Genomic DNA, 25421 nt, shown 5'->3' on the forward strand with positions numbered 1-25421 from the left:
CGCATTTTATGCGATAAGCTTTAATAGATTGTGTTGATTCAAGAATAAATGAAATACATATGAGGTTCTTTTTTTTTATAATTTTATTTGCAGGTTGTACGTATACTAGTTGTCAAGTAAATAATGATCTTGGTTTCTCATTAGGGGATTTACTTCAAAAAAATAATGGATTGTTAGAGGACAGGTTACAAAAAATTAGATTAGTTGCGCTTGGAGATGGAACTCATAGTGAAAGTAATGTTATAAAGATTAATATTGAAATTGTAAAATATTTACACGAAGAGCTCGGGTTTAATACAATTGCTTTTGAAAGTGGAATTTACGATTTATTTAAAGCAAATAAAATAATTAAAGACGATGGGGATGTTAGTGAAGCTATTTCGAATAGTATATTCCCGATATGGAGTAATTCTTGTGAATTTCAAGAATTGATTAAATATATTCATGAGAAAAGAGGGGAAATCAATATTGTGGGCTTTGATAATCAGTTCTCTGGTAATTATTCAACTTATGAATCAATTGAAGATTTGCGATTGCTTTTGCAAAAAAATGAAATAAATAATAGTATTAATTTTGAGTTTTTACAGGGTGTATTTATCAGGTTAGGTGAGGAATTTTCTTTTAATGGGGAAAAAGATTATAAGTTATTTGAGATAGAACTTGGTAAAGTGAAACATTGTTTGCAAAGTTTAAGGAATACTAATACATCTGAGGCTGATTTTTGGCTACAATATATAAAAAGTACAGAGAATCTAGTTAATGATTATTTTGAAAATGATCCTAATTCAGTCCTTGTTGCAGATTGGAAGGCTAAAATGAGTAATCCAAGAGATGCCCAAATGGCGGATAATCTTTTGTTTTACATGAGTGAAAATCCAAGAGAAAAGGTTATATGTTGGGGGGCTTCAGCACATTTTGCGAATGATTTTTCTACTACGAATAATGATGAGTTAAGGCAGTATAAGCCTATGGCTTATTACTTAAAACAAAAATTTGGTTCACAGGTGTATTCTATTGCGCCGATTATAGGGTCTGGAACTTTTGGAGTATTTGAGCCAACGGATACGATACCAGATAATTTGGATAAAAGTATTGAATTTGAGCTAAGTAAAAAAGAAAGTTATTATCAGTTTGTTGATCTTCGATCAAGAGATGCCAATCCACTTTTTACTTCATCTGCAATTGAGTATACGCCAATTCAAGCTGAATGGAATAAAATATTTGATGGGTTTATTTATATTAAAAAATCAAGCTCAACTTCATTAGTTAATGAAGATTGTTTCTTTAGAGCAAAACCTAAGGATATGTCTATTGAAAGTACAATGGACAAAAAAAATAATTCTATTATAGAGCAGAATTTAAAGTTAGTAAAAGGTCGGATATTAAGTGAAAAACAGAAAGAAGTACCTTTCTGTAATATATCAGTTAAGAATTCAACAATAGGTACAATTAGTAATGAGAATGGCAATTACCAACTTATAATTCCTATATCAACAGAAATGGATACCGTTGTATTTTCATGTGTTGGATTTGAAACGCGTGAAGTATCTCTTAAGGATCTTTCAGAATTGGTTATTCTAGAATCAAGGGATTTTGTATTAGATGAAGTAATGGTCCAAGCAAAAACTTTAAATCCTAAATCTATTGTTGAAAAAGCTATTGTTAATATTCCGTCTAATTATATCCAAGAAGATTATAATGCAGAGATATATAGTAGAGGAATATTGACTAACCATGATAGTGTAAAGATTGATGTTGAGAATGTAGTAAAAATTTACGATGAGAACGGGTATGATAATAAAGGAAATATAACTAGCAGACGTATTGCATTTAAGAATAACGAATGCAAATTTAGAATGCAAACAACATCAGTTGCTGCAGCATTAAAACCTTTATATCTAGAACGTATAGATATGGTGAGTACTTCACCCTTATTGAAGAAAGCAAATCTAAATAAATATAATTTTAAGTTGATAGGGACTAGTGAATATGAAGGTGTTAAGGTATATAAAATAGCTTTTGAAAGTAAACTTAATTCTTATCGATATTCAGGATATTATTACATTGATAAGTTTGAAGGTCTTATTTATATTAACTCGAAAGACTATAGTATTATTAAAATTAATGCGTATTGGGAATATAATGTAGATAAGATCAATAAGGTAGGTGAATTTATTTCGGATAAAGAGTTTATTAACCTTAGAGTTGCATATAAAAAGAATTTAAACAACTATTTTTTAAATTATGGTAATTATTTGCGGTATCAAAAAGGAGTTGACAAAAAGAATGACATTTTTTACGAATTAGAGGGTAAGCAAACTATTTATATTTCGTTAATTGAATTGGATAACATTGATGTTATACCAACTAAGCAATATATTCCTTCCAATAGTAAAAAGCTTATCAAAGATACCTTATTTTGGAAGAATTATAATAAACCAATAATAAATGAATGAATATAAGAAGAAGGTTGATGATTTGTTAAAATTGATGATATTTTATTCTCAGAAGAACCAGTCATCCCGAGCTTATATATGGGTGATCTGGGAAGGGTGTTATATTTTTCTTATAGATATTTACAAACGAAAGATGAAAAGTATTCCAAAATAGCTAAAGAATTATTAGAAGAATTAGTAAATAATTCAAATAACTATGTGTTAGATTCATCACTCGGAAATGGTATAACTGGTTATTATTGGGTTATTCTTCACCTCATTGATTTGGAAATTTTAGATTTGTCAGATGAGAATGTTGTTAAAGATATTCTACCATACATAGAAGATTCTATAAAGCAAGATTTTATTAAAGAGGATTACGATTTTCTATACGGTTGTATGGGGAAAATAACATGTTTATTGTCTAGTAAGCAAAAAATTGATGTTGTAAATCTAGATGAGGTTTTGTCTTTTTTTAGGGAAATAAAAAAAACGGATAATAAGGGTGTTTTTTGGTTAGATACAGATAAGGATAATCAGATTAATTTAGGAACAGCGCATGGAATGCCTGGTATACTTCTATTTCTTATTCATACATTTAACTCTAATAATGACATTTTTGATGAATTTGTAAATCCGGCTATTAGTTGGTTGTTGTCAAGGAGTAAGAAAGATGGTGTCAGCTCTTTTGCTAATAATTCCAATGATATAGATAGTGATAGCAGGTTAGCATGGTGTTATGGGGATTTAGGTATCTCTTTTCTCTTCTTAATTGCAGGCATAAAATACAATAATAGTGAATGGTATAAGGCAGGTGTTGAGATTGCCGAGAAAGCTTCCTTGAGGGATATAAATAAATCAGGCATAGCTTTTAATGATATCAGAAATTTTTATGACACCTGCTTTTGTCATGGCACTTCTGGCGTTGCTTATATATTTTCAGCCATAGCTAAAATAACTGATAATCCAAAAATTATTTTAGCAAAGAATTATTGGGAAAAGGTTAACATCGAAAATCTGGAAAAGCATATAATTCTACTTTAACAGATTTATTGCTTTGAATAACAGAGGTCTATGTCACGCTGTCGCTTTTCATGTCGCTGCTGCAGTTTTTCCAGCATCCGTTCATCGGTCATTTCACGATAAAATTTGTATACCATAAAATCCATAATGTCTCTTGCCGACAACAATGGGACTTCGTCTTGATTCAATAGTTTTTCTTTCAGCATAAAGCTGCCCACCATTAAGTTGAGGGCTACTTGGTGATGCCATGACAGCCATTTGCGGGTTTGGAACTGATCCAAGCCTACTATCTGTTTTTGCTCTTTGAAGCTATGCTCAATGAAAAAGCGTTGTGCCTGCATGTATGCCAGCGCCTGATGCGTGTATTGAGCAAGTTCTGCGTTAGTGAACGAATATTTTATTTCTACTCCCTGCTTTGTCTTTCTTTTCGAAATGACCAGCAACCGTTTCTCAACAATGTTCTGAACCTTATCCCAAATGTAAACTGTCTTAAAATGGAACAATCCCTTCAGCTTTCCCTTGGCAGAATCACGAATGTCAAGCTTTTTCCAGTCCTTGTTTGTAAGCGTTTCTATATATTCGTTAGCGTTTACCGATGGGGTGCTTGCCTTCGGCCTTTTGGGTGGGCGCCCACGATTGCTCTTTCGCTCTGGAATATGTAGTTCTGGTTTTTCAAGGTGGATTTTTTGATCGCTATGAATGTCAAGCATGTACACCAAACCCATATCCTCAACCGAACGGGTAAACGCAAGGTCATTGCCATAAAGTCCATCCCCCCCAACGTAATCGAACTCGATACCCATTTCCAGTTGGTGCTTCACAATATCTGTAGCCAGCTCCGGTTTTGTCTTGAAAACCCTGTCCTCTTTGGGGATGCCAGCAGTTTCACACCTGGCGTTGTTAGTACACCATGACCTTGGAAGGTACAGTCTCGTGTCGACCAACGCTGCATATTTGTCCGTGCACAAGCAACCAAAAACTGCAACCTGCGAGTTTGCAGTCTTCCCAACGTTCCCGCAATACTGGTGATCAACACCAATGCTTTTGTCACCTTTTTTCACCCATCCGCTTTCGTCTATGAGTAATCCTTTTAATTTTTGGTTTGGGAGTGATTGGTCTACCTGATTTGCTATTTGGTCGATGACAGCTCTTGCATCCCAATTGGATTCGGTGATAAAATGCTGCATCTTATGGTAGTCTGCGTTTAATGTCTCAGTGATGCGTTCGATGTTTTTCAAATCGCTTAAAGCTAGACCTTCGACGTATTGAGTAGCTTTGTCGAAGTTGGATTTTGTTCTATTTTTAAAATGGTGCTGAAATTCAGATAAATACACTTCAAGTCGGTTGTTGACCGCTAGCAGTGTTTTACCATTATTCGTATATTTTTTTAAGTTTTTCGCCCGTTACCCATTGCAAACTTGAGTTTTGTTCTTTGTTTCAATTGCAATATACTAATTTACTGTTTATTACGAAAGAAAAACAATACTAAATTATCGTTTTTTCAGTGATCATTTTAATCTGTTAAAGTAGAACTAGTTGAATATATTTAGTCAACCAGAAACTTTGTTGTTTTTGGTTTAAACCAAACTCATCCCCGAGCACTTTAACTTTTCCGATAACAACTGCATATCAGAACTTATCTTTTCGTCTGTAATACGAGCATATATCTGCGTTGTTTTAATATTGGTGTGACCAAGCATCTTACTAACCGACTCGATAGTTACACCCTTAGAGAGTGTAACTGTGGTTGCGAACGTATGTCGTGCCAGGTGAAACGTAAGGTTTTTATTTATGTCACACACATCAGCAATTTCCTTTAAATACGCATTAGTTTTTTGATTGGTTGGAATCGGCAAAAGTACACCGTTAGGCAGACCTTTGTATTTATCTAAAATTAACTGTGCTATATCTAATAGTGGTACAACCGTTTTAATAGAGGTCTTCTGGCGTTTAGTGTTTATCCATAAATTATCGTCAAAACCTTTAGTGATGTGTTCCAGCCTAAGATTTTTAATGTCAATATATGCCAGTCCGGTATAGCATGAGAAAATGAAAATATCACGTATGCGCTCCAATCTTTCGCTACTAAAGCTTTTTTGCATGATGCGTTTTAGTTCATCATCGTTCAAGTAACCTCTGTCAACCTTTTTAATTGTAATTCTATAATTGGCAAAAGGATCGGTCTGTATCCAGCCGTTTTTTTGTGCGGTAAGCACTATACTCTTGAATTTCTGAATAAACTTAGCTGTGGTATTTGCGTTGCAACCGCATTGCACATTCAGGAAGGTTTCAAATCCAACGATAAAGGAGTGGTTGATTTCCCTTAAGTCTATATCTGTTCGTTTATATTCTGTTTTTAGGTAATTTGAAAGGTGTCGTTTACAAACTTCCGCTTTTTGGTAAGTGGCTTTAGATTTAGTTATGCCAATTTGTTTTTGTAAGAGAATATTACATTCCTCGAATAATTCCAATAAAAGGTATTGTTCCACTCCAATTCCCAGGAAAGTATTTTTTACTTTTTTTGTGAGATCGTTGTATGCGTTATAAAGTGAGTTCTTAATTTCGTCTAACACGGTATTAATAGCTCTTGCTTCAGCACTTCTTCCTTTTGCTCTATTTAATTCAACATTCCAGTCATCTGGTTTGATATATTGTTTGGTGTTGAACTGGCTAACCTTTTTATTAATTGTAATTCTTGCAACAATTGGTGCGGTTCCGTCTTTCTTTTCTGCATTCTTTTTTACGAAGAAAAGAACATTAAAAGTACTTCTCATAAGCTTCATTTTTTGAATTGTAAAACTATGTTATTAATCTCAAAATGAAATAATTGTAAGCCGGACAATATTGGACATAACCTTGCCTTTTTTGGACAAATCGTAACCTTTTTTTTGCCTTTTCAAAATAGGTTACGATTTAATGTCGTTTTAAGGCATTTAGGATCACGCACAAAAGTTGGGTCTGTTAAAAAAAGTGTTTATTTAGTTATTAAACAGATAAAATAAATTGAGAAAGAAGAATTATCATCTGAGCTACTGGCTCTATTTTTACCTGAAGGGATATTAAGTTGGCGAGTTATTGGAGGTGTTATAGTTGGCGAGCTGGTAAAGTCGTGGAGTTGTTATAGTTGTGTTTTTCATTTAATCGATATCTTGCATTTGTATAAGAAACTATCAGCTAATGGATTGCAGTGTTGGCCAGAACAATAGCCGTGGCCAGCGCTGGAGAGAAGCTTTCCTGGGCGCACTCGAGGAGGTAGTGCGGTTGGCCTAGCGCGAAAGAAGTGTGTGCCGGACGGAAAGGGAAGCTGATGCAGGGTGAGGTAGTGATCTATTGTTCTAGACCTTTTTGGTTCTTTTTGTGGCAATGACAAAAAGAACATATGTGTTCTTGCATAAGCAACAAAAATATCACAAGAAGAAAGTTATCCTCTCCATATAGATATAAGGTTTTCAATTTTAAATATGCATTCAAGTAAAGCCTGGAAATTTACAATTTATCCATAATCATAATACGTAATTCTCAGACAATGAGTAATTCTCATTAAAAAAATATTGCGCATAAAAAAACCCTGTAAGTGTTGACTTACAGGGTTTTACTTTAAATTACTTTCGCACTTAGCGGAGAGAGAGGGATTCGAACCCCCGGTACCTCGCAGTACAACGGTTTTCAAGACCGCCGCATTCGACCACTCTGCCATCTCTCCAAAACTTTTAATATGAACCGAAACCCCTGCTATTGCTGTTGTTTCGTTGTGTATCTCTTTTGATAACGGGTGCAAATGTAGAGTATTTTTTTGAACTGCAAAAAAAAATGCAATAAAAAGGAGGATTAAATTTTCTCTTTGCTGTAAATGCTTTTTTTTCAAGAATGTAAGTGTGTAAAAAAAATAACTGATTTTTTCTGTCTTTTATAGGGTCGGAAAAGAATAAACAATGCAAGTGGTCGCAGTTGATCATAAAATATACTACAGTCGTGTTGTTGGAGGGTCAATCAAACTTAGCAGTAGTTGAAAGTATATCGTCTTTGCAAGAAAACTCCAAATACTGCGTTATCCTCATTTTTGGAACAGTTATTTACAATCAGTAAACTTCTTGGTTTCAAAAATATCGAAAGCCTTGTCTTTGAAGCTTTCTTATCAAAGACAGAAAAAACAGTCGTTTTCTTGCAGCCACTATATAGGTTATCAATTTTGAGAAACCTTTAATCGATGAAGATGGCTGATAAATGTAAAACATTGTTAAGCCAGTAAATATAATGCCTGAATATAAGTTTTTATTGATATATTGCTGAGCAAATCAATATATTGTTAAAGGAGATAGACCAAATTAATGAAGCCAGCAATGAGTCGTAAAGAAGAACTGTTAATGTTGCAAAACAATATTGTGGATAAAGCAATGTTGATTGGTTATCTGTTTGGTGTTGTTTCGTATGGAGTAACGCTCTCTAGAACATTTTCTTACGGTTTAGACATGCCTTTTTTTGTCCTTTCTGCTGTAATGGCTTTTTTGGGTTGTGTGGTGGCTTTTCGGAAAAAGATAAAACTCGGGTTTAAAATTTATACCATCATGGTCGTTGTATTATTGGCTATGATCAGTGGTTTAAGTAAGTTTGGTTTTCTCGTATCCTCCAAAGTTTATATCGTATTAATTCCGGTGTTTGTATCTTTTGTGTTGGGGTATAGAAAGGCCTTGTTGGTATTATTGGTATATTGTTTGGTCTATTGTTTTTTTGGCTGGATGTATGTTTCAGGCATGAGACCATTTACCATTGATGTGCAATCTTATGTTTTGGATGTCAATGCATGGTTAATGGATTTATCCATTATAATGTTGGCTTCTTTTGCTTTGCTTTATGTGAGTAAGAAATATTCTGATACGATTCTGGATAAACTATCTGTAATACGAAATAAAAATGAAGACCTAAAACATAGAGAGAAGCGTTATCGTTATTTATTTGAGCATTCCTTTGATGCTATTCTAATTTTACAAGAAAGTGAAATTGTTGACGTTAATGAAAGGGCATTGGAGCTTTTTGGGTGTCAGCGTATTGATATAATTGGAAAAACAATACTGGATATTTCTACTGAATTTCAAGAGGAAGGTAGGACGTCTGTGTCCTTGATCGAGGAAAGAATGGTGAAAACAAAACTCGGTGTGCCTAGTTTTTTTGAGTGGAAGCATGTAAAAAACACAGGTGAAGAGTTTTTGTGTTCCATTAGTGTTGCGTTAATACAAGAAGGGCAAAATTGTTTTTTTCAGGCTGTAATCAAAAATATTACTGAGCAAAAGAGACAAGAGCAAGAATTGGAGCAATATAGGAGTCGTCTCGAGGGATTGGTGCAGCTGAGAACCGAAGAGCTGGAGCAGGCCAATGAGGAATTGGTTCAGTCTAATAGTGATTTGTTAGAACAGCGCAATAGGTTGGAGCTCACTTTACGGGAGTTGCATGATACCCAAGAGAAACTGATTGAGTCGGAGAAAATGGCTTCTATGGCTGTTTTAACGGCCGGTGTTTCTCATGAAATTAACAACCCTTTAAATTATATCCAGACTGGTTTGTATAGTTTGCAAAACATGATGAGTGGTCAGTACGATGACCTTACAAAGGTTGAAATGGATGCCTTAAGAGCTGAAATGGTCTATGGAATAGAAGAAGGGGTAAATAGGATCAATAAAATAGTGCAAAGTCTGGAGCGATTTAATAAAAAAAACAAAAAAGATTTTTCAAGTTGCAATATTCGCATTATTATTGAGGATTGTTTAAATATGCTGGCTTTTGAAACAACGGCTAGAATTGAAGTGATTAAGGATTATCCTAAGGTAGATGTGGAAGTGGATGGAAATGAAGGAGATTTACATCAGGTTTTTATTAATATATTGTATAATGCAGTACAAGCGATTAGTGAAACTGGAAAAATTGAAGTACGGGTAGAGTTGATAAGTAATGCATCACAAGCGATGGTTACTATAGTTGATAATGGAGAGGGAATGGATTCTGAAGTATTGAGTCATATCTTTGAACCCTTCTTTACCACAAAAGATGTTGGCGGTGGTACAGGATTAGGCCTTTCCACTGTTTATAATATTATTAATAAGCACCGGGGTGATATTAAAGTAGATTCTTGTAGATATAAAGGGTCTGAAGTAAAAGTGATGATCCCCGTTAAAAGTAAAATATAGATGCGTAGTTTAGGTGTTGTTCTTTATGTTGATGATGAACCAATAAATTTAAAATTGTTCAATATCATGTTTCGTGGGGTTTATAAGATTGTGACTGCTGAATCTGGTGCAGAAGCGCTTCGGATACTGGATGGGGAATCGGAGGTTTCTGTTGTGATAACAGATATGAAAATGCCATCAATGAATGGACTGGAATTTGTTTCGGCAGCCCGAAAAATTAGAGCTGATATACCCTACTTCTTATTGTCAGGATATGGCTTAACTCCAGAAATTGAAAAAGCTTTGAAGCTTGAGTGGATAGATGGTTATTTTCAAAAGCCATTGAAAAAATCCAAGATTGAAGAGGAATTAGCAAGGTACTTGCCTTAAATAGAATAAGGGTAATATGACCCATGGATTAAAGTTCGGCATGTATTGTCGGACTTTTTTTTATGTCATTTTTTACTCTAAAAGAGCTGTATTTCTTTTGTAGGGGGTGGTTAAGAGGGGTTGTTGTTGTTGTGTTATGTTGTTTTTTGTGATATACTATCGTTAAATTAGGGTTTTATCTTTTGAAATATAATAAAATTTGCAACGTACCATTAAAAATTATAAGTTTGTAGGCGAGAAATGAATGTTACCACCTTTTAAGCGTATTTTATGAAGAAAGCAATTCTTTTGGCGACTTTGTTGCTGGGGTTTTTTGTGAACGGTTGGGCCACGAACGGAGGCCCGGAAGTAGATGCCGGAGCTACGGCATGGATGATTACATCAACTGCATTGGTGCTTTTGATGGTGCCAGGACTTGCCATGTTTTATGGAGGTCTAGTAAGATCTAAAAATGTATTGGGAACGATGATGCATAGCTTTGCGGCTATGGGCGTTATGAGCGTTCTCTGGGTGTTGGTTGGTTATTCCATGTGTTTTGGAGAATCTGTATTGGGTGGATGGTTCGGTTGGAATAATGATTATGTTTTCCTCAATGGTATTGATGAAACGGTCATGGAAGGAGGAGTGCCGGAGTTGGTATTCTCGATGTTCCAGGGTAAATTTGCTATTATTACCCCCGCCTTGTTGGCAGGTGCGTTTGCCGAAAGAGTTAAGTTTAAAGGATATCTCGTGTTTATTGCACTTTGGGGTATTATTGTATATAACCCGCTGTGTCATTGGGTGTGGGCTGAAGATGGTTTCTTGTTTAATATGGGAGCTGATGGAGCCATTGACTTTGCAGGAGGTACTGTTGTGCATATTTCTGCCGGAGTGAGTGGTCTAGTGGCTGCTATCTATCTGGGAGCACGTAGGGGATATCCATTGCGTCAGTTGCGTCCTAATAATTTGGTGATGACCATGATGGGTGTGGGCTTGCTTTGGGTAGGTTGGTTTGGTTTTAATGCGGGAAGTAGTGTGTCTTCGGGAATTGCTACTGCGCAGGCTTTAACGGCTACGCAGGTGGCGGGAGCTACAGGTGCTTTGGCCTGGGCTATCATAGAATTGTTTCATCATGGGAAAGCAACAGCATTGGGTTTTGCTTCTGGTATTTTGGCCGGATTAGTTGCCGTAACTCCTGCAGCAGGTGTTGTACAGCCTCTTGGGGCTATGGCCTTAGCTGTTGCTGCATCGTTGGTTTGTTATGGTGCTTTAATGCTTAAAGATAAATTGGGTTATGATGATTCCCTGGATGCATTTGGTATTCACGGGGTTGGAGGTATTGTTGGAGCTGTGTTCTTAAGCTTTTTTATTCGAAAAAGTTGGATGGAGAATGCGGCTGCTTTGGCTGGAGGCGAATGGACTGTTTGGAATCAGTTTGGTATTCAGGTGGTAGCAGTGGGAATTGCCATTGCTTATTCCATTGTGTTAACTATTGCCTTGATTTGGATAGTTGAAAAGCTGTTTAAACTGAAATCTACAGACGAAGAAGAAATGATGGGACTGGATCGTGCTTATCATGGAGAAAGAGGGTATGGTATGATGAATCCGAATTAATATTGTGGATGATCTATTATGTTTAAGTTTTTAGTGCTACCCCTGTAAATAAATTAGAGTTTATGAAACGAGTCATGAGTAGTTGTCTTGTACAGGTCGATAATTAAGCCTGGCGAGTTGCGTGTGACTGTTGAAAATAAAATAATAAACGCATGAAATTAATAACCGCAATAATAAGAGAATATCAGTTGGATCAGGTTCGGGAAAGCTTGATTCAAGCAGGTATCAGCAGAATAACAGTGTCTCGGGTGTCTGGTAATGGTAATCAGGTTAATACCGAAGTTTATAGAGGAAAAGAGTTTGTTCCGAATCTCACACCTAAAATGAGGATTGAAATAGCTGTGAATGATGAATTTGCAGAAGTTACTATTGATGCAATTATAAAAGCTGCAAAATCACATAACGGTCACGAAGGTGAGGTAGGTGATGGAAAAATATTTGTGACACCCCTTGAGCAGGTCATTCGTATTCGTACAGAAGAACGAGGAAGTTCTGCCATATGATTTTATAGAAAGATTTACTCTAATCTAAACCAAAAGTCCGTTTGTTATTTAGGTAGCAAGTGGACTTTTTTTTACATCAAAAAAAAGTAAGCAAATTACTCTCGCTTTGTAAACTGCAACTCCCCATTTATAGACATTATTCGGTTAAAAACCAATAGATTACAATTTGTCCATAACCATATTCAATAACTCTCAATAAATGAATAATCCCCATTTAAACAGCCAACAATTAGTAAAAAGACCGCAGGGTTGGCCAGAACAATAGCCCCGGGGCCGGCGCTGGCGAGAGGGCTATGAACCCGGAAAATGCATTAGAAAATCTATCACGAAGTTCTAATACATCTCCGGGTTTCTGGGCGCACTTGAGGTGGTAGTGTGTCGGACGGAAAGGGAAGTTGATGCAGGCGCGGTAGTGATCTACTGTTCTAGACTTTTCTGGTCCTTTTTATGGCAATGATAATAACGAAGTTATCATGAGGGCCTTTTTAAACAAGCCTTTCCGAATAAATTAGCGTAGCTTATTCATGAGGGCCTTTTAAAATATACCTTCCCGAGTAAAAAGGACATATGGAGACAGTTCAATATTGAAAAGACTTCAAGTAAAACAAAAGTAGTTACAACTCATTCCTAACCAGATTCAACATTTCTCAACAAACGATAATTCTCACTTATAAACCCAACAATCAGTAAAAGACCGCAGGGTTGGCCAGAACAATAGCCCCGGGGCCGGCGCTGGCGAGAGGCTTCCCTGGGCGCACTTGAGGTGGTAGTGTGCCGGACGGAAAGGGAAGTTGATGTAGGGCTGATAGCGATCTATTGTTCTAGACCTTTTTGGTCCTTTTTATGGCAATGATAATAACGAAGTTATCATGAGGGCCTTTTAAAATATACCTTCCCGAGTAAAAAGGACATATATAGAAATTTAAGGAGCAAGATATATGTCATATAAGTAGAGGTATTACTCTCGCTTTGTAAACTACAACTTCCCATTTGTAGATATTATTCGGTTAAAAACCAATAGATTACAATTTATCCATAACCATATTCAATAACTCTCAATAAATGAATAATCCCCATTTAAACAGCCAACAATCAGTAAAAGACCGCAGGGTTGTCCAGAGCAATAGCCCGGGGCCGGCGTTGGCGAGAGGGCTATGAACCCGGAAAATGCATTAGAAAATCTATCACGAAGTTCTAATACATCATTTGGGTTGGTCGATGCGGGCTGATAGCGATCTATTGTTCTAGACCTTTTTGGTCCTTTTTATGGCAATGATAATAACGAAGTTATCATGAGGGCCTTTTAAAATATACCTTCCCGAGTAAAAAGGACATATATAGAAATTTAAGGAGCAAGATATATGTCATATTAGTAGAGGTATTACTCTCGCTTTGTAAACTGCAACTCCCCATTTATAGACATTATTCGGTTAAAAACCAACAGATTACAATTTATCCATAACCATATTCAATAACTCTCAATAAATGAATAATTCCCATTTAAACACCCAACAATTAGTAAAAAGACCGCAGGGTTGGCCAGGACAATAGCCCGGGGCCGGCGTTGGCGAGAGGCTTTAGGATAGCGAGTTGTTAGAGTTGTATAATATTCATTTGAATACTATCGTAGAACTATTGACATGCCCATGTCACATTTTCTGCCTATATGTCATCTTCGTTCTGTTGGCATAGGGTTTGATTGGTTGCACCCGTAAATATGTTTCATCATAAAAATTTTAAATTATATGTCAAAAGGTAATATTGGGGTTACTACCGAAAATATTTTCCCTATCATTAAAAAATTCCTGTATTCGGATCACGAGATTTTTTTACGTGAGTTGGTGTCAAATGCTGTAGATGCTTCACAAAAACTTAAGACCTTATCTAGTATAGGTGAGTTTAAAGGTGAGTTGGGAGAGATGAAGGTTTCTATTCGTGTGGATGAAAAGAAGAAAACTTTAACGATCTCTGACCGTGGTATTGGTATGACGGCAGAAGAGATTGAGAAGTATATTAATCAAATTGCTTTTTCCGGAGCTGAGGAGTTTTTAGATAAGTATAAAGATGATGCAAACGCTATTATTGGTCACTTTGGATTAGGATTCTATTCGTCCTTTATGGTGGCTAAAAAAGTTGAAATTATTACCCAGTCGCACAAAGAGGGAGCTCAGGCGGTAAAATGGTCTTGTGATGGTAGTCCTGAGTATACACTAGAAGAAATAACAAAGGAAGATCGCGGTACCGATATCGTTTTACATATTGATGACGAAAATAAACAGTTTTTAGAAAAAGCTGAAATAACACGTTTATTGAATAAGTACTGTCGCTTTTTGCCTGTTGAAGTAGCTTTTGGTAAAAAAACAGAGTGGAAAGACGGTAAAGAGGTTGAATTGGATGAGGACAATGTGGTGAATGACACCAACCCTCTATGGACAAGGAAGCCAAGTGAGTTGAAAGAGGAGGATTATAATAAGTTCTATAAGGATTTATATCCAATGACTGAGGATCCTATTTTTAATATTCACTTAAATGTAGATTATCCTTTTAATTTAACGGGTATTCTTTACTTTCCGAAAATTAAAAATAATGTAGAGGTTCAGAAAAATAAAATACAGCTTTATAGTAATCAGGTGTTTATTACCGATTCGGTAGAGAATATTGTTCCTGAATTCCTGACTTTATTACATGGGGTTATTGATTCTCCAGATATTCCCTTGAACGTATCTCGTTCTTATCTTCAAGCGGATGGTAATGTGAAGAAGATTTCCAATCATATTACCAAAAAAGTAGCTGACCGTTTGGCAGAAATATTTAAAGCAGACAGAAAAGGATTTGAAGAGAAGTGGGATTCTTTGAAGCTGTTTATTGAATATGGTATGTTAACAGAGGAGAAATTCTATGATAAAGCACAGAAGTTTACTTTGTTAAAAAATACAGATGGTAAATACTTTACTTTCGAAGAGTATAAAGATATCATTAAGGAGAATCAAACAGATAAAGATGATCAGTTGGTGTATCTTTATACTACCAATGCAGAGGAGCAGCATAGCTTTATAGCGGGAGCTAAAGATAAAGGATATGATGTGTTGTTGATGGATGGTCAGTTGGATACACATTTTATCAATCATATGGAGCAAAAGCTCGAAAAGAGTCGTTTTGTGCGTGTTGATGGTGATGTGGTTGAGAAATTGATACCTAAAGAAAATACTTTGGAGTCTGCTCTTTCCGCAGGAGATAAAGATGATTTGACGACTGTGTTTTCTTCGCAAGTACCCAATGGTGATAAGATGAATTTTATAGTGGCTTTTGAAGCAATGGGTGCTGGTGCTAATCCTGCAGTTATTACTCAGCAGGAATTTATGCGTCGAATGAAAGAGATGAGTGCTATGCAGGGGGGCGGAATGAATTTCTATGGAGAAATGCCTGATAGTTATCAGTTGGTGGTGAATGAAAACCATCCTCTGGTAGAACGTATCTTGGCTGATAAAAATGAAAAAGTGGGTGAGCAGGTGGCTTCCTTGCGTAGTAAGATTGAGAGCTTGAATGGAAAACGTCAGGAGCTGGAAAAAGCCAAAGAAGGCAAAAAAGACGAAGAGATACCACAAGCTGAAAAAGATGAGTTGGCTGATGTGGATAAAAAGATCAGTGATTTGAATCTTAAAAAGACTGAAATATTAAGTGGCTTTAGTGCTGATAATAAATTGGTGTCGCAACTTATCGACCTGGCACTTCTTTCTAATAATATGTTGAAGGGAGAGGCTTTGACTAAGTTTGTTAAGAGAAGTATAGATTTAATTTAGAACTTCATTATATTTTTTATTTGAAGCCGTTTGGATTTGATTCGAACGGCTTTTTTGTTTTGTATATGGAAGTGCGGTTCTGAGATGATATTTAACCTTTCTTAATAAATGAGTAAGCTCCCTTTGGGGGCGTCACAAAATCTGATAAACTAAAACTACATTTAGATTATAAAATTTTGATCGATTTTAGAGTCGCTGTTTTTGATGTGATTTGTGTGGCTCTTTTTTGTAAGTGGTGATTGTGAGCTTGTTGTGATTTCTTGTTGTTGTTTGTTTTATATGTCATCTTTTCGGAATAGAGATATTTCTTAGTCTTTTGTTAATAACTAGGAGCCTTGGAGTGTAACAAAATTCGATAAAAAGAGGTACACATGTGAGATCGGTTTCTTGTGTTAATTCTTTTATATGTTATACTAGGTTGAGATGTTTCTAAAGGAAAAATTAAAAATATGGTTTTCTCAAATCTTTAAGTCTTTTAGATATCATCTCATATATTGGAATCTAGCACTTTTTTTCTTCCTGTTCTTAACTGATGATCAGTCGGTTTTTATCAATTACTTTGGATTGTTGACAAAGGAGTCGTTGTATGCCAATGTGGTGTTTGCCAGTGTCATTATTACTGCTCTTTTTTCCTTTTTAGATATGTTCTTTTCTGATCGTATCATGAGATTTTCGCCAGTGCGTACGTTGGGCTTTTTACGTTCCTTGTTGTATTTAGCTTTAGCTTTTGGTTTGTTGTATCTGGCAGAAAATAAGAAATTGGATTTGCGGACTGTATTGGATTATTCCGTCTTTATTGAGCACATGCCTGATTTTGAGTTAAGGCATATCCGTTTTTTGGTATATTTTTATTTCGCTTGTATAGCCAATAGTACTTTTAAGGAGATGTACCGGAAGATAGGGGTGGGGAACTTTTTAAATTGGTTTTTTGGTCGTTTAGATAAACCGAGGGAAGAAAAAAAAATATTCATGTTTATTGATATGAAAGCATCTACTGCTAAGGCAGAGCTGTTGGGGCATGAGAAATTTAGTCGCTTGGTGCAAGATGTCTTTAATGATATGTCTGTGCTTTATAATTATCATGGTGAAATTTATAATTATTTGGGCGATGGTGCTGTTGTTACCTGGGATGAAAATAAAGGCTTGCGAAATAATAATTGTATCAGATCTTTTTTTGCCTTTTTAAGAGTTATTGAGCGGCGTTCTCGTTATTATCGATGGCGCTATGGCTTTGTGCCAGAGTTTAAGGCTGGCTTGCATATTGGAAAGGTCATGGTGTTGCAGGTAGGTAGTATTCGTCGCGATATTTCGTATAATGGAGATACGATTAATACGGCTGCGCGAATCGAATCGCAGTGTAATGAGCTGAAGAAAAATCTGCTGATCTCAGGTGTCTTATATGAGGCCTTTGATGAAAAAGATAGTTTTATTTTTAAGCAGTTGGATTCCTTGCATCTTAAAGGAAAAAGGCGACCGCTACCAGTGTACTCTGTTCAACTTAAGAAAACCAAAAGAAGGCGAAAGAAAAAGACGGTTTAGGGATATTGTCGAAGTTCACGATCAAGGTATGGTGTGTTTTTGTAATGTCTGGAGTACTCAAGCTTCAGTAATCGTTTTCTTACAGCCACTATTTAGTAAATATACAAGATTGCAATTGCATAAAACTGACATCCGATAAAAAAAGTAATTTCTATTTTAACACCACACTACCAGTTAATAGATAGCAGGGTTGATCGTAACAAATGCCGATACTGGCGTTGGAGAGAAGCGTTGAACCCGGAAAATACATTGGAAAATTCATTATACCTTTAAGTGGCTTTGAGGCCATGTTGATCACTTGTGTTTAACATCTATTTAAAAATAAATGTTAAAATATTTGCAGGTATCATAAATAATATGGTATATTTGATCTAATAAACGTAAAAAGAACGTTTAAAGATTGAATCAATCTTATTGAATCTTTAGTTTATGCATAAAATAAGGGAATTGTTTTATATACAAGGAATACGTTTAATTTAGTCGAGTCCCAGATGACTGTTAAAAATAAATATAATCATATGAAACTGGCATGGCTAGTGCAAAAAAAAATAGGGCGCCCAGGTGGATGATTGACATTTGTACTGGTTAATGAAGTTTCGTTAATTTTTAATCTTATGAAACGAGCCATGAGAGTGATCTCTCACACAGGTGAATGATTATCATGGCGAGTTCCATATGACCATTAAGAAACAAATTATAAACATATGAAAATAGCTAATTGGAAGAATGAGAAAGGGAGTTTTGAATCGAAAAGACTTTTTTTGAACTCAATGCTTAAAAGGGCGTGGTATCTTAGAGCGATGGTCTTGTGGGTAGTTGTTGCTTGTAGTAGTTCTTTGGTTGCGCAGCAAGAGCAAGATCAATACCGTCTTGTGAACGGACATTTAAGTTTACGAAATATGCATATGTGGCGTGGTTTTGTGGTTACTCCTGGAGTAATGACATCAACCGCATTGGAATATAATAACAGAAATGGTAAATTAACGCTTGGATTGTGGGGTGGAGCAAGTTTTGATGGTAGTTATAAGGAATTTTCTTACTATGGGGTGTATCGTTTTTCTGATAACTTTTATGTTGAAGTTGTAAGTCATAATAATTATTCCAATCAGGATGAGTCTGAAATAGATATGTTTAGTTACGACAAGGATGTTTCGCCTAATTTTGTGGATATAGCTTTGGGGTATACTATTTCGGAAGACCTTCCTTTGAAATTGTTTTGGGCTACCATATTGGGGGGACAGGATCAGGATTACGAAGTGAAAGAGGGTGGTGAGAAAATAAATTCTTACTCTAATTATTTGGAGGCAAAATACAGAGTGTATGATAAGGATGGTTACCAACTTAGTGTTTTTGCTGGTGGGGCTTTTTCCTTTTCAACTGATAAAACTTATTACTCCGAAAATGCTAATTTTGTTAATGTAGGACTGACTTTAAATAAGCATGTGGAGTTATTCAATAAAGAGATACCTGTTAATTTCAGTGGTATATGGAATCCAGAAAGTGGCAAGGGTGTTTTGCAGATCGATGTTGTTTTATTTTAGGTGTAGGAACTTTTTGCGTGTTTGTAATTGTTGCGCATGACCTCGTTTGTTAGGTGCTTGGGATTTGTGTTTTGTTAATGAGACGAATTGATATTTCTTAGACATTTTTTTACTGTTTGTTTTCGCAATGCCTCAATGGCTTTTAGGTATTCGTCTACGAATATCTTTTCGTTGATTAAATCTTTAAATACGGGTTCTATTTCCAAAAAACGAATGGGTGATTGGTGAGATAAAGCGGCTGTACGAATGAGTATGTCGCTAAGCTCATCGCTTATTTCGTAGTTATTTCCATTTTCATCCATTCCGTCGTTGTATTTGCACCAGGCAGCAATGATAAATGCTCCCAAACGAATATGCTTGTTGCTTTTTAGTTGATCTTGTATGGTAGGTAAAATAAATAGCGGGATTTTCGCAGAGCTTTCTTTGCAAATCCGGGTAAGGCTATCCTTGATATGGGAGTTTTGAAAACGTGCAATAATATTTTGTTTGTAGTTATTAATGTCGGTTTTTTTTGTTTTGTCTAGTGTGGGGCTAACTTCTTCTTGCATAAAATGTTCTACAAATGTCATTAAGTCATTGTCGCAAGCAGCTTCGTCTACTGTATGATAACCCAATAGGGTGCCTACGATTCCTAAGATGCTGTGACCGGCATTGAGTAGCCGTAATTTCATATTCTCGTAGGGACTTATGTCTTGGGTGAATTGGACGCCCACCTTGTCCCATTGGGGTCTTTGTGTGGCGAAGTTGTCTTCTATGATCCATTGCGAAAAAGGTTCGCATACCACCGGCCATTGGTCTTCGGTCTGTAGGTCGTTTTTTAAATAGCTTAGGTCTTCTATTCTGGTTACTGGAGTAATGCGATCTACCATGGTATTAGGGAAGGTGATGTGTTGGTCTACCCAGTCTAGTAATTCAGGTTCGGCCTTCTCTAGATATTTAAAAAGGGAATTCTTTATGGTTGTTCCATTGGATGGGATGTTGTCGCAGGATATGATGGTACACCCTCCTATGTCTCTATGTTGTCTGAGTTTTAAGGCTTGGGTGAGGTAGCCAAAGACCGTGTTGGGAGAGAGTGGGTTTTTGAGATCTTCGGCAATGAGCGCTTGATTCATATCAAATTCTCCAGTTATTTCATTGAGGTGATATCCATCTTCTGCGATGGTTAAGGTGATGACTTGTATGTTGGGGTGGGCCATTTTTTCGATGACGGCTACCGGGTTTTCTGGTGCAAAAAAGTATTCAACAATGGAACCTATAATCTTAATCCTGTTTACGCCGTTGGGTTGCTTGGTGATGAGTGTGTAGAGGCCATCCTGATCTTTTAGTATGCTATATATTTTCCTGTCTGAATCCAAGAGATCTATCCCGCATATGCCGCAATCGGTAAAGCCATATTTATTCATTAGTTCATTGGTGTAATAGGCTTGGTGTGAGCGGTGAAAGTTGCTCACGCCGATATGAACGATGGTGGTAGTAATGTCGTTGCGGTTGTATGTTGGCCTAATGACATTGGCGGGCAGTAGACTTAAGTTCTCTTGGTTGAGGTAAAATGACTTTTGCATAAAAGTGAAATGAATGATAACTGAAATTAAACGTATCTGCTACGCACAAGGTAAAAATAAAAGAAATAAATGAATAATAATATATGTTGGGAATATTAATGGTAGAATGCTACATTTGCAATGTACTAAGTAGAAACAAAACGTATTTTTAACGTTTGAAATATGGATTTCAGAAAAATTGACAACGTTTCGGTTGATTGTGTTATTTTTGGTTTGGGTTCCGATTCTTTAAATATTTTATTAAGCAAGCGAACCCTTGATATGTTTAATGACAATTATCCCGTTGTTGACGATTGGGTGGTAACAGGTCATCATATCTTTAAGAGCGAAACACTAGACGAGGCAGCAGATAGAATTTTTAGTGAAATAAGTGGCTTTAATGATGTTTATAAAATACAGTTTCGTACTTATGGTAATCCTTCTCGCATCCAAAGCGATAAAGATTTGTTGTGGGTTCGTAGCAGGGGAGGTAACCCACGTACCATGACAGTAGCCTATTATTTTCTGATACCCATGGATAGGTTTGAGTTAAAGCAGAATACCTTGAAGTGGTTTTCCATCAAGTCATTGCCTAAGCTGGGTTTTGATCATCGCCAGTTAATTGAAGATGCGTACTCCGATCTTCAACAAAAAGTGATGGTAGAGCCTGTTATCTTTGATTTACTACGTGAAAAATTTACCTTAAATGAGCTGCAGGTGGCATTTGAGTTGGTTTTAAATATCAAAATTGATAATAGAAACTTCCGTAAAAAAGCACTTAGTAAAAGTTATATTGTTCCTCTGGAGGAAAAAAGACTGGGGGTCTCGAAAAAGCCAGCTAAATTATATATGTTTAGTAAAGATGTTTATGACAAGCTCAGCGGAGAAGGCTATATTATTAATATTTAGTTGTTAAGTTAGAAAATATGAACGAAGGAAAACTGCGAAAAAATATTGCAATAGGAGCCGAAGTGAAGGTGGTTCAGAAGCATCATCAGCGAACAGGAGAATTAACCCAGGGTTTTGTTAAAAAAATACTCACTCATTCTCCCAACCATCCGCATGGTATAAAAGTAATGTTGGAATCCGGGATTGTGGGACGTGTGAAAAATGTACTTTAATATAATTGTTTTTGGGGTGCCGACCAGGAGGGACTCTTTGTTTTAAGCAGATTTGATTGGATAATGTAAAATACCCCCTTAAAATTAATCTGTTAATAACTGTTAAATATTAATTTCTTTTTTATCTTTCTAGCCTGATTTATTGGTGAATTATTGTTGGATAATTTTTGAATAGTTCAGGCTTGAATGATTTTAAAGAATTTTTTAATTATATATGGAATGAAGCGGGTAATTGTGTCAACGATTTGGGTCATGTTGTTTTTATCAGTCTCGGCTGTGAAACCTTATTGCCTGTTAGGGGAATCTAGTAAGACTGTTCATCAATTAACAGCTGAGGTGACACAGTTGTTAATGGAGAGCGACTTTGAGGTGTTGGGATTGTATCATCCTAATAATAATGAAAATCTATGTGTGGTCGTTTTTACTTGTGATGAGTTGAGTAGCATGGCAACCAGTGTGACTGATAAAGGAGCTTTTGGTACTACTTTAAAGATTGGATTGGTAGGGAGTGAAGGAAAGACTGATGTCACATTTTTGAATCCACATTATTTAAAACATGCATATTTTGGATCCACTACCAACAGAGATGAGGTTATGAGAATGACGGCTATTACTGATTCGTTGGTAAAAGAAGCCTTGCGTCCAATAGGTGATCATCCGGTTTATTATGGATCGGATATGGAGGAGGACGAACTAAGTACCTATCATTTTTTACCCTTTTTGCCTAGATACCACGATGTGGTTGTATTGGATGAATACCTTGATTATGAAGAAGCAGTGGTTGCGATAAAAGATAAATTGTTGCATGGAGGAGATAATTGTGAGTTGGTTTATGAATTGGCTTTTGAAGATAAAGAGATAAGTGTCTTGGGACTTGCTTTTTATGGTAAGGATAATCCGGATGAAGAAATGCTCGCTTTGATGGGTGTGGATTGTGTTTCATCCATGCCCATTGAAATACTGGTACAAGGAGACAAAGCTTATATGTTGGATGGTAGGTATAGGATCCCATTGTTCAAAAGCGATTTGAGTAAATGGAAAGTATTTCGACTGGCTGGTATAGCTGCTGATATGAAAAGCTGTGTTAAGAAATTGATATTGACAGAGTGATTTTATTTCATTGCTTTCCTCATGTTTGTATCCTTATTTTGCTCATTATTCAGGAAGCTTCAATAAATATCCACTGCCGTGAATATTCACAATCTCTATCTTGGGCTCCTCTCTCAGGTATTTTCTTAGTTTGGTAATATAAACATCCATGCTTCGGGTTGTAAAATAGCTGTTTTCACCCCAAATACTTTTCAAAGCTTTTTCGCGAGGCATCACTTTATTGATATCCAGACAGAGCATTTTTAATAGTTCTGCTTCCTTGGGCGAAAGTTGGTGAACCTTATCGGGAGAGGTAAGGGTGCGTAACTCATAATTAAATTCTATACGGCCCAATTGAAATAGACTGGGGGTATTTTCGTTTTCTTTACTGGAACTGCGGTTAAGGATAGCATTGATTTTAGCAATCAATATTTCTGAGTCAAAAGGCTTGGTGATATAGTCGTCAGCTCCTATTCCAAAGCCTTCTAGTATATCTTCCTTGAGTGTTTTAGCTGTTAAAAATATAAGTGGAATTTCTTCTTCTTTGGCTTTTATTTCTCGGCCTATGGTGAACCCATCTACATTGGGTAGCATCACATCCAATATGCAAATGTCGAAGTGACCGGTTAAAAAAGTCTTTAGGGCATTTATGCCATCTTTTACCCAGGTAACTTCAAAACCATTGATTTCAAGATACGATTTCATTACCGTTCCAAAATTCTGGTCGTCCTCAACCATGAAAACTTTTTTCTTGTCACTCATATTATGTCGTATTTATTTATTGCGCATATAAAAATGCGCGTGTTGTTATTTATTTAGGTATGATAGATCTCTCTTTCTTCGATGGAAACGAAAGTATAAAAAATATGCCTTCTTTTCTTAGTATGGGTTTAACTGTATGGTAAAATTAACCTAAATGTAGTGCCTTCACCAAGTTTGCTTTTTACAAAAATATGACCGTTGTGTTGGTCTAAAATGGCTTTTACATAGCTTAGTCCAAGTCCAAATCCTTTAACATTGTGTATGTTGCCTTTGGTTGCTCTGAAGAACTTTTCAAAAGCCTTGGACTGTTGTTCTTTTGTCATGCCAATGCCATTGTCGCTTATGCGAATCTCTATTCCGCTGTTGGTGTTTTGTGTGCTTACCTTTATTTCAGGTGTTTTTTTAGCGTATTTTAATGCGTTTTCTAAGAGGTTCATAATCACATTGGTAAAATGTACCTCGTCCACGTTAAAAACTGTGAGGTCAGCCTGTAAATCAGTTTGTATGACGGCTGATTTTTGCTCTGCCAGTAGTTTTATTTTCTCAACGGCTTCCTGGATTAAAATATGCAGGTCGGCCTTGATTTGTACCAGTTGAAAATCTTGTTTCTCAATCAAAGACATTTGCAGTACTCGTTCTACCTGGTTGTTCATGCGTTTATTTTCCTCTTTAATTATTTTAAGAAAAGGAGAGATATGCGCTGGTTTGTCTATAATCATGGGGTTTGCAATATTATCGGTAGCCAAGTTAATGGTAGCAATGGGTGTTTTAAATTCATGGGTCATGTTATTGATGAAATCTGATTTTATTTCAGAAAGTTTTTTCTGGTTAAGGATGGTCCTAAATGTGAAATAAAAGGTGATGAGAATAAATAGGGTGAATAGTAGTGAAGACCCCAGTAAAATGTGTAACGATTTATAGATGAATAATTTTTGATTGGGAAAGTATATGTCCAATGCCAGTGGCGACCAGCTTCGTATCAGGTCATCGGGAAACAGGTCTGCAACAAACCCAAAGTTGCTCTTGTCTCTGTCGTATTCGCTTGAGCAGATTCGGGTTTGTACACCATTATTTTTGTTGATGACCGCATATTCGTACGCGAGGTCTATGCCTCGAGCTTTTAATTCATAATTTAATATTCGAGTAAGTGTTTCTGCGTCAACTCCATCGGCAGGGTTTGTTGAACGTCTCTCGATTTCGAAACTAAATTGGTTGATAAAATTTAGGGCACTTAGATCAGCACTTTTTTTAATGACTTTTTTAATAGAATCTTGCCATAGCTTCAAGGTCTTCTGGGCGCGATAAATATCTTCTTCGCTGTTTACGTCAAAATTATTTTGTGCTATGATCACCTCTTTGGGCTGTCCGTTTTGTTGAAATTCTATGTGTGTTTCAATATGACCTCTGTTGAGCGCTTGATTAGTGGAGCTTTTCTTTTGTATGATATCTTCAGGAGAAAGTCTGTCTGCCTTGCCATTGGATGGTGGAAAATAAGGCGTGTTGCTTTGTGGCGATGTATCCATCTTAGGTATGCTACTATAGCGTTGAGGAATGAATTGACGAAAGAAATAGTTAGCCTGTTGTTCGCGCTGCATACGTATAACCGTGGCATTCATTGCATCGTAAATGGTGGCGTTAAATTTTTCTTTTCGTACTTTAATGGCATTGTTCATCCATAAAAACTGAACCAAGATGATGCCCAATAATGAAAAGGTCATTAATGCCACTAATCCTGTAAACGATTTCTTCTTCATCTCCTTTTTGTCTTCTGCGCAAATAGTTATTTTTATTGGCTTTGCGATGTAAATATATGGTATTTTCAGGATGTTGATTTTATTTTAACTATTCCTTAACTGATTTTAACCCTACCTTAACCCTTGTTGTTGAGTGAGTTGATTAATTTTGAACTGTTAAAAAAAATATTGT

17 protein-coding genes and 1 tRNA gene are annotated in these 25421 nt (G+C 36.1%); 12 read left to right on the top strand and 6 right to left on the bottom strand.

All coding sequences use genetic code 11. From position 1 onward, the window contains the following. Positions 1–59 precede the first annotated feature (59 nt). Together CYTFE_RS0102275 and CYTFE_RS0102280 are read left to right on the top strand one after the other, a co-directional pair. On the top strand, positions 60–2456 hold the full coding sequence (locus tag CYTFE_RS0102275; protein WP_027470477.1) for an erythromycin esterase family protein: 2397 nt from the start codon (positions 60–62) through the stop codon (positions 2454–2456). Positions 2457–2519: 63 nt separating this feature from the next. Beyond that, positions 2520–3479 (top strand): lanthionine synthetase LanC family protein, encoded by a 960-nt coding sequence (locus CYTFE_RS0102280; protein WP_407689935.1) that lies wholly within the window; start codon positions 2520–2522, stop codon positions 3477–3479. A 5-nt stretch (positions 3480–3484) separates the two neighbouring features. Here the strand turns inward: CYTFE_RS0102280 and CYTFE_RS0102285 are convergent, their stop codons facing one another. The 3 genes from CYTFE_RS0102285 to CYTFE_RS0102295 all read right to left on the bottom strand — a co-directional run bounded on the left by CYTFE_RS0102285 (position 3485) and on the right by CYTFE_RS0102295 (position 7161). Beyond that, positions 3485–4792 carry an IS701 family transposase gene (locus CYTFE_RS0102285; RefSeq protein ID WP_027470370.1) on the bottom strand — a complete coding sequence of 436 codons (1308 nt, stop codon included), beginning with the start codon at positions 4790–4792 and terminating at the stop codon, positions 3485–3487. A 243-nt stretch (positions 4793–5035) separates the two neighbouring features. Further along, a complete protein-coding gene (locus tag CYTFE_RS0102290) occupies positions 5036–6232 on the bottom strand; it encodes a site-specific integrase (RefSeq protein ID WP_027470479.1) in 1197 nt (398 codons plus the stop codon). 844 nt (positions 6233–7076) lie between these two features. Continuing rightward, a tRNA-Ser gene (locus CYTFE_RS0102295) sits at positions 7077–7161 on the bottom strand. 637 nt (positions 7162–7798) lie between these two features. Between CYTFE_RS0102295 and CYTFE_RS0102300 the strand changes: the two genes are divergently transcribed. The 7 genes from CYTFE_RS0102300 to CYTFE_RS0102330 all read left to right on the top strand — a co-directional run bounded on the left by CYTFE_RS0102300 (position 7799) and on the right by CYTFE_RS0102330 (position 18982). Further along, positions 7799–9637, top strand: a complete 1839-nt coding sequence (locus tag CYTFE_RS0102300; protein WP_161636277.1) for an ATP-binding protein — start codon at positions 7799–7801, stop codon at positions 9635–9637. Continuing rightward, positions 9638–10006, top strand: a complete 369-nt coding sequence (locus CYTFE_RS0102305; RefSeq protein WP_027470481.1) for a response regulator — start codon at positions 9638–9640, stop codon at positions 10004–10006. It begins immediately after the preceding gene. Positions 10007–10276: 270 nt separating this feature from the next. Continuing rightward, positions 10277–11599 carry an ammonium transporter gene (locus CYTFE_RS0102310; protein WP_027470482.1) on the top strand — a complete coding sequence of 441 codons (1323 nt, stop codon included), beginning with the start codon at positions 10277–10279 and terminating at the stop codon, positions 11597–11599. Positions 11600–11751: 152 nt separating this feature from the next. Continuing rightward, positions 11752–12102 carry a P-II family nitrogen regulator gene (locus tag CYTFE_RS0102315; RefSeq protein ID WP_027470483.1) on the top strand — a complete coding sequence of 117 codons (351 nt, stop codon included), beginning with the start codon at positions 11752–11754 and terminating at the stop codon, positions 12100–12102. A 1745-nt stretch (positions 12103–13847) separates the two neighbouring features. Continuing rightward, positions 13848–15902: a molecular chaperone HtpG gene (gene htpG, locus CYTFE_RS0102320; protein WP_027470484.1), complete on the top strand. Its 2055-nt coding sequence runs from the start codon at positions 13848–13850 to the stop codon at positions 15900–15902. A 423-nt stretch (positions 15903–16325) separates the two neighbouring features. Further along, positions 16326–17441 (top strand): adenylate/guanylate cyclase domain-containing protein, encoded by a 1116-nt coding sequence (locus tag CYTFE_RS0102325; RefSeq protein WP_027470485.1) that lies wholly within the window; start codon positions 16326–16328, stop codon positions 17439–17441. A 704-nt stretch (positions 17442–18145) separates the two neighbouring features. Next, positions 18146–18982, top strand: a complete 837-nt coding sequence (locus tag CYTFE_RS0102330) for a hypothetical protein (protein ID WP_052342940.1) — start codon at positions 18146–18148, stop codon at positions 18980–18982. Positions 18983–19056: 74 nt separating this feature from the next. Here CYTFE_RS0102330 and CYTFE_RS0102335 read toward each other — a convergent pair whose 3' ends face one another. Beyond that, positions 19057–20544: a mannitol dehydrogenase family protein gene (locus tag CYTFE_RS0102335; RefSeq protein ID WP_027470487.1), complete on the bottom strand. Its 1488-nt coding sequence runs from the start codon at positions 20542–20544 to the stop codon at positions 19057–19059. Between the two features lie 162 nt (positions 20545–20706). Between CYTFE_RS0102335 and CYTFE_RS0102340 the strand changes: the two genes are divergently transcribed. The 3 genes from CYTFE_RS0102340 to CYTFE_RS0102350 all read left to right on the top strand — a co-directional run bounded on the left by CYTFE_RS0102340 (position 20707) and on the right by CYTFE_RS0102350 (position 22754). Continuing rightward, positions 20707–21432: an NUDIX hydrolase gene (locus CYTFE_RS0102340; protein WP_027470488.1), complete on the top strand. Its 726-nt coding sequence runs from the start codon at positions 20707–20709 to the stop codon at positions 21430–21432. A gap of 17 nt (positions 21433–21449) precedes the next feature. Further along, the gene (locus CYTFE_RS0102345) at positions 21450–21644 is read left to right on the top strand and encodes a YwbE family protein (RefSeq protein WP_027470489.1); all 195 of its coding nucleotides are present in this window, start codon (positions 21450–21452) and stop codon (positions 21642–21644) included. Between the two features lie 219 nt (positions 21645–21863). Beyond that, on the top strand, positions 21864–22754 hold the full coding sequence (locus CYTFE_RS0102350) for a hypothetical protein (RefSeq protein WP_154665610.1): 891 nt from the start codon (positions 21864–21866) through the stop codon (positions 22752–22754). 45 nt (positions 22755–22799) lie between these two features. Here the strand turns inward: CYTFE_RS0102350 and CYTFE_RS0102355 are convergent, their stop codons facing one another. Together CYTFE_RS0102355 and CYTFE_RS24640 are read right to left on the bottom strand one after the other, a co-directional pair. After that, the gene (locus tag CYTFE_RS0102355; RefSeq protein WP_027470491.1) at positions 22800–23495 is read right to left on the bottom strand and encodes a response regulator transcription factor; all 696 of its coding nucleotides are present in this window, start codon (positions 23493–23495) and stop codon (positions 22800–22802) included. A 128-nt stretch (positions 23496–23623) separates the two neighbouring features. After that, on the bottom strand, positions 23624–25249 hold the full coding sequence (locus CYTFE_RS24640) for a sensor histidine kinase (RefSeq protein ID WP_052342941.1): 1626 nt from the start codon (positions 25247–25249) through the stop codon (positions 23624–23626). Positions 25250–25421 lie beyond the last annotated feature (172 nt).

It is taken from the genome of Saccharicrinis fermentans DSM 9555 = JCM 21142 (genome assembly GCF_000517085.1).
GTDB classification, from domain to species: Bacteria; Bacteroidota; Bacteroidia; order Bacteroidales; family Marinilabiliaceae; genus Saccharicrinis; species Saccharicrinis fermentans.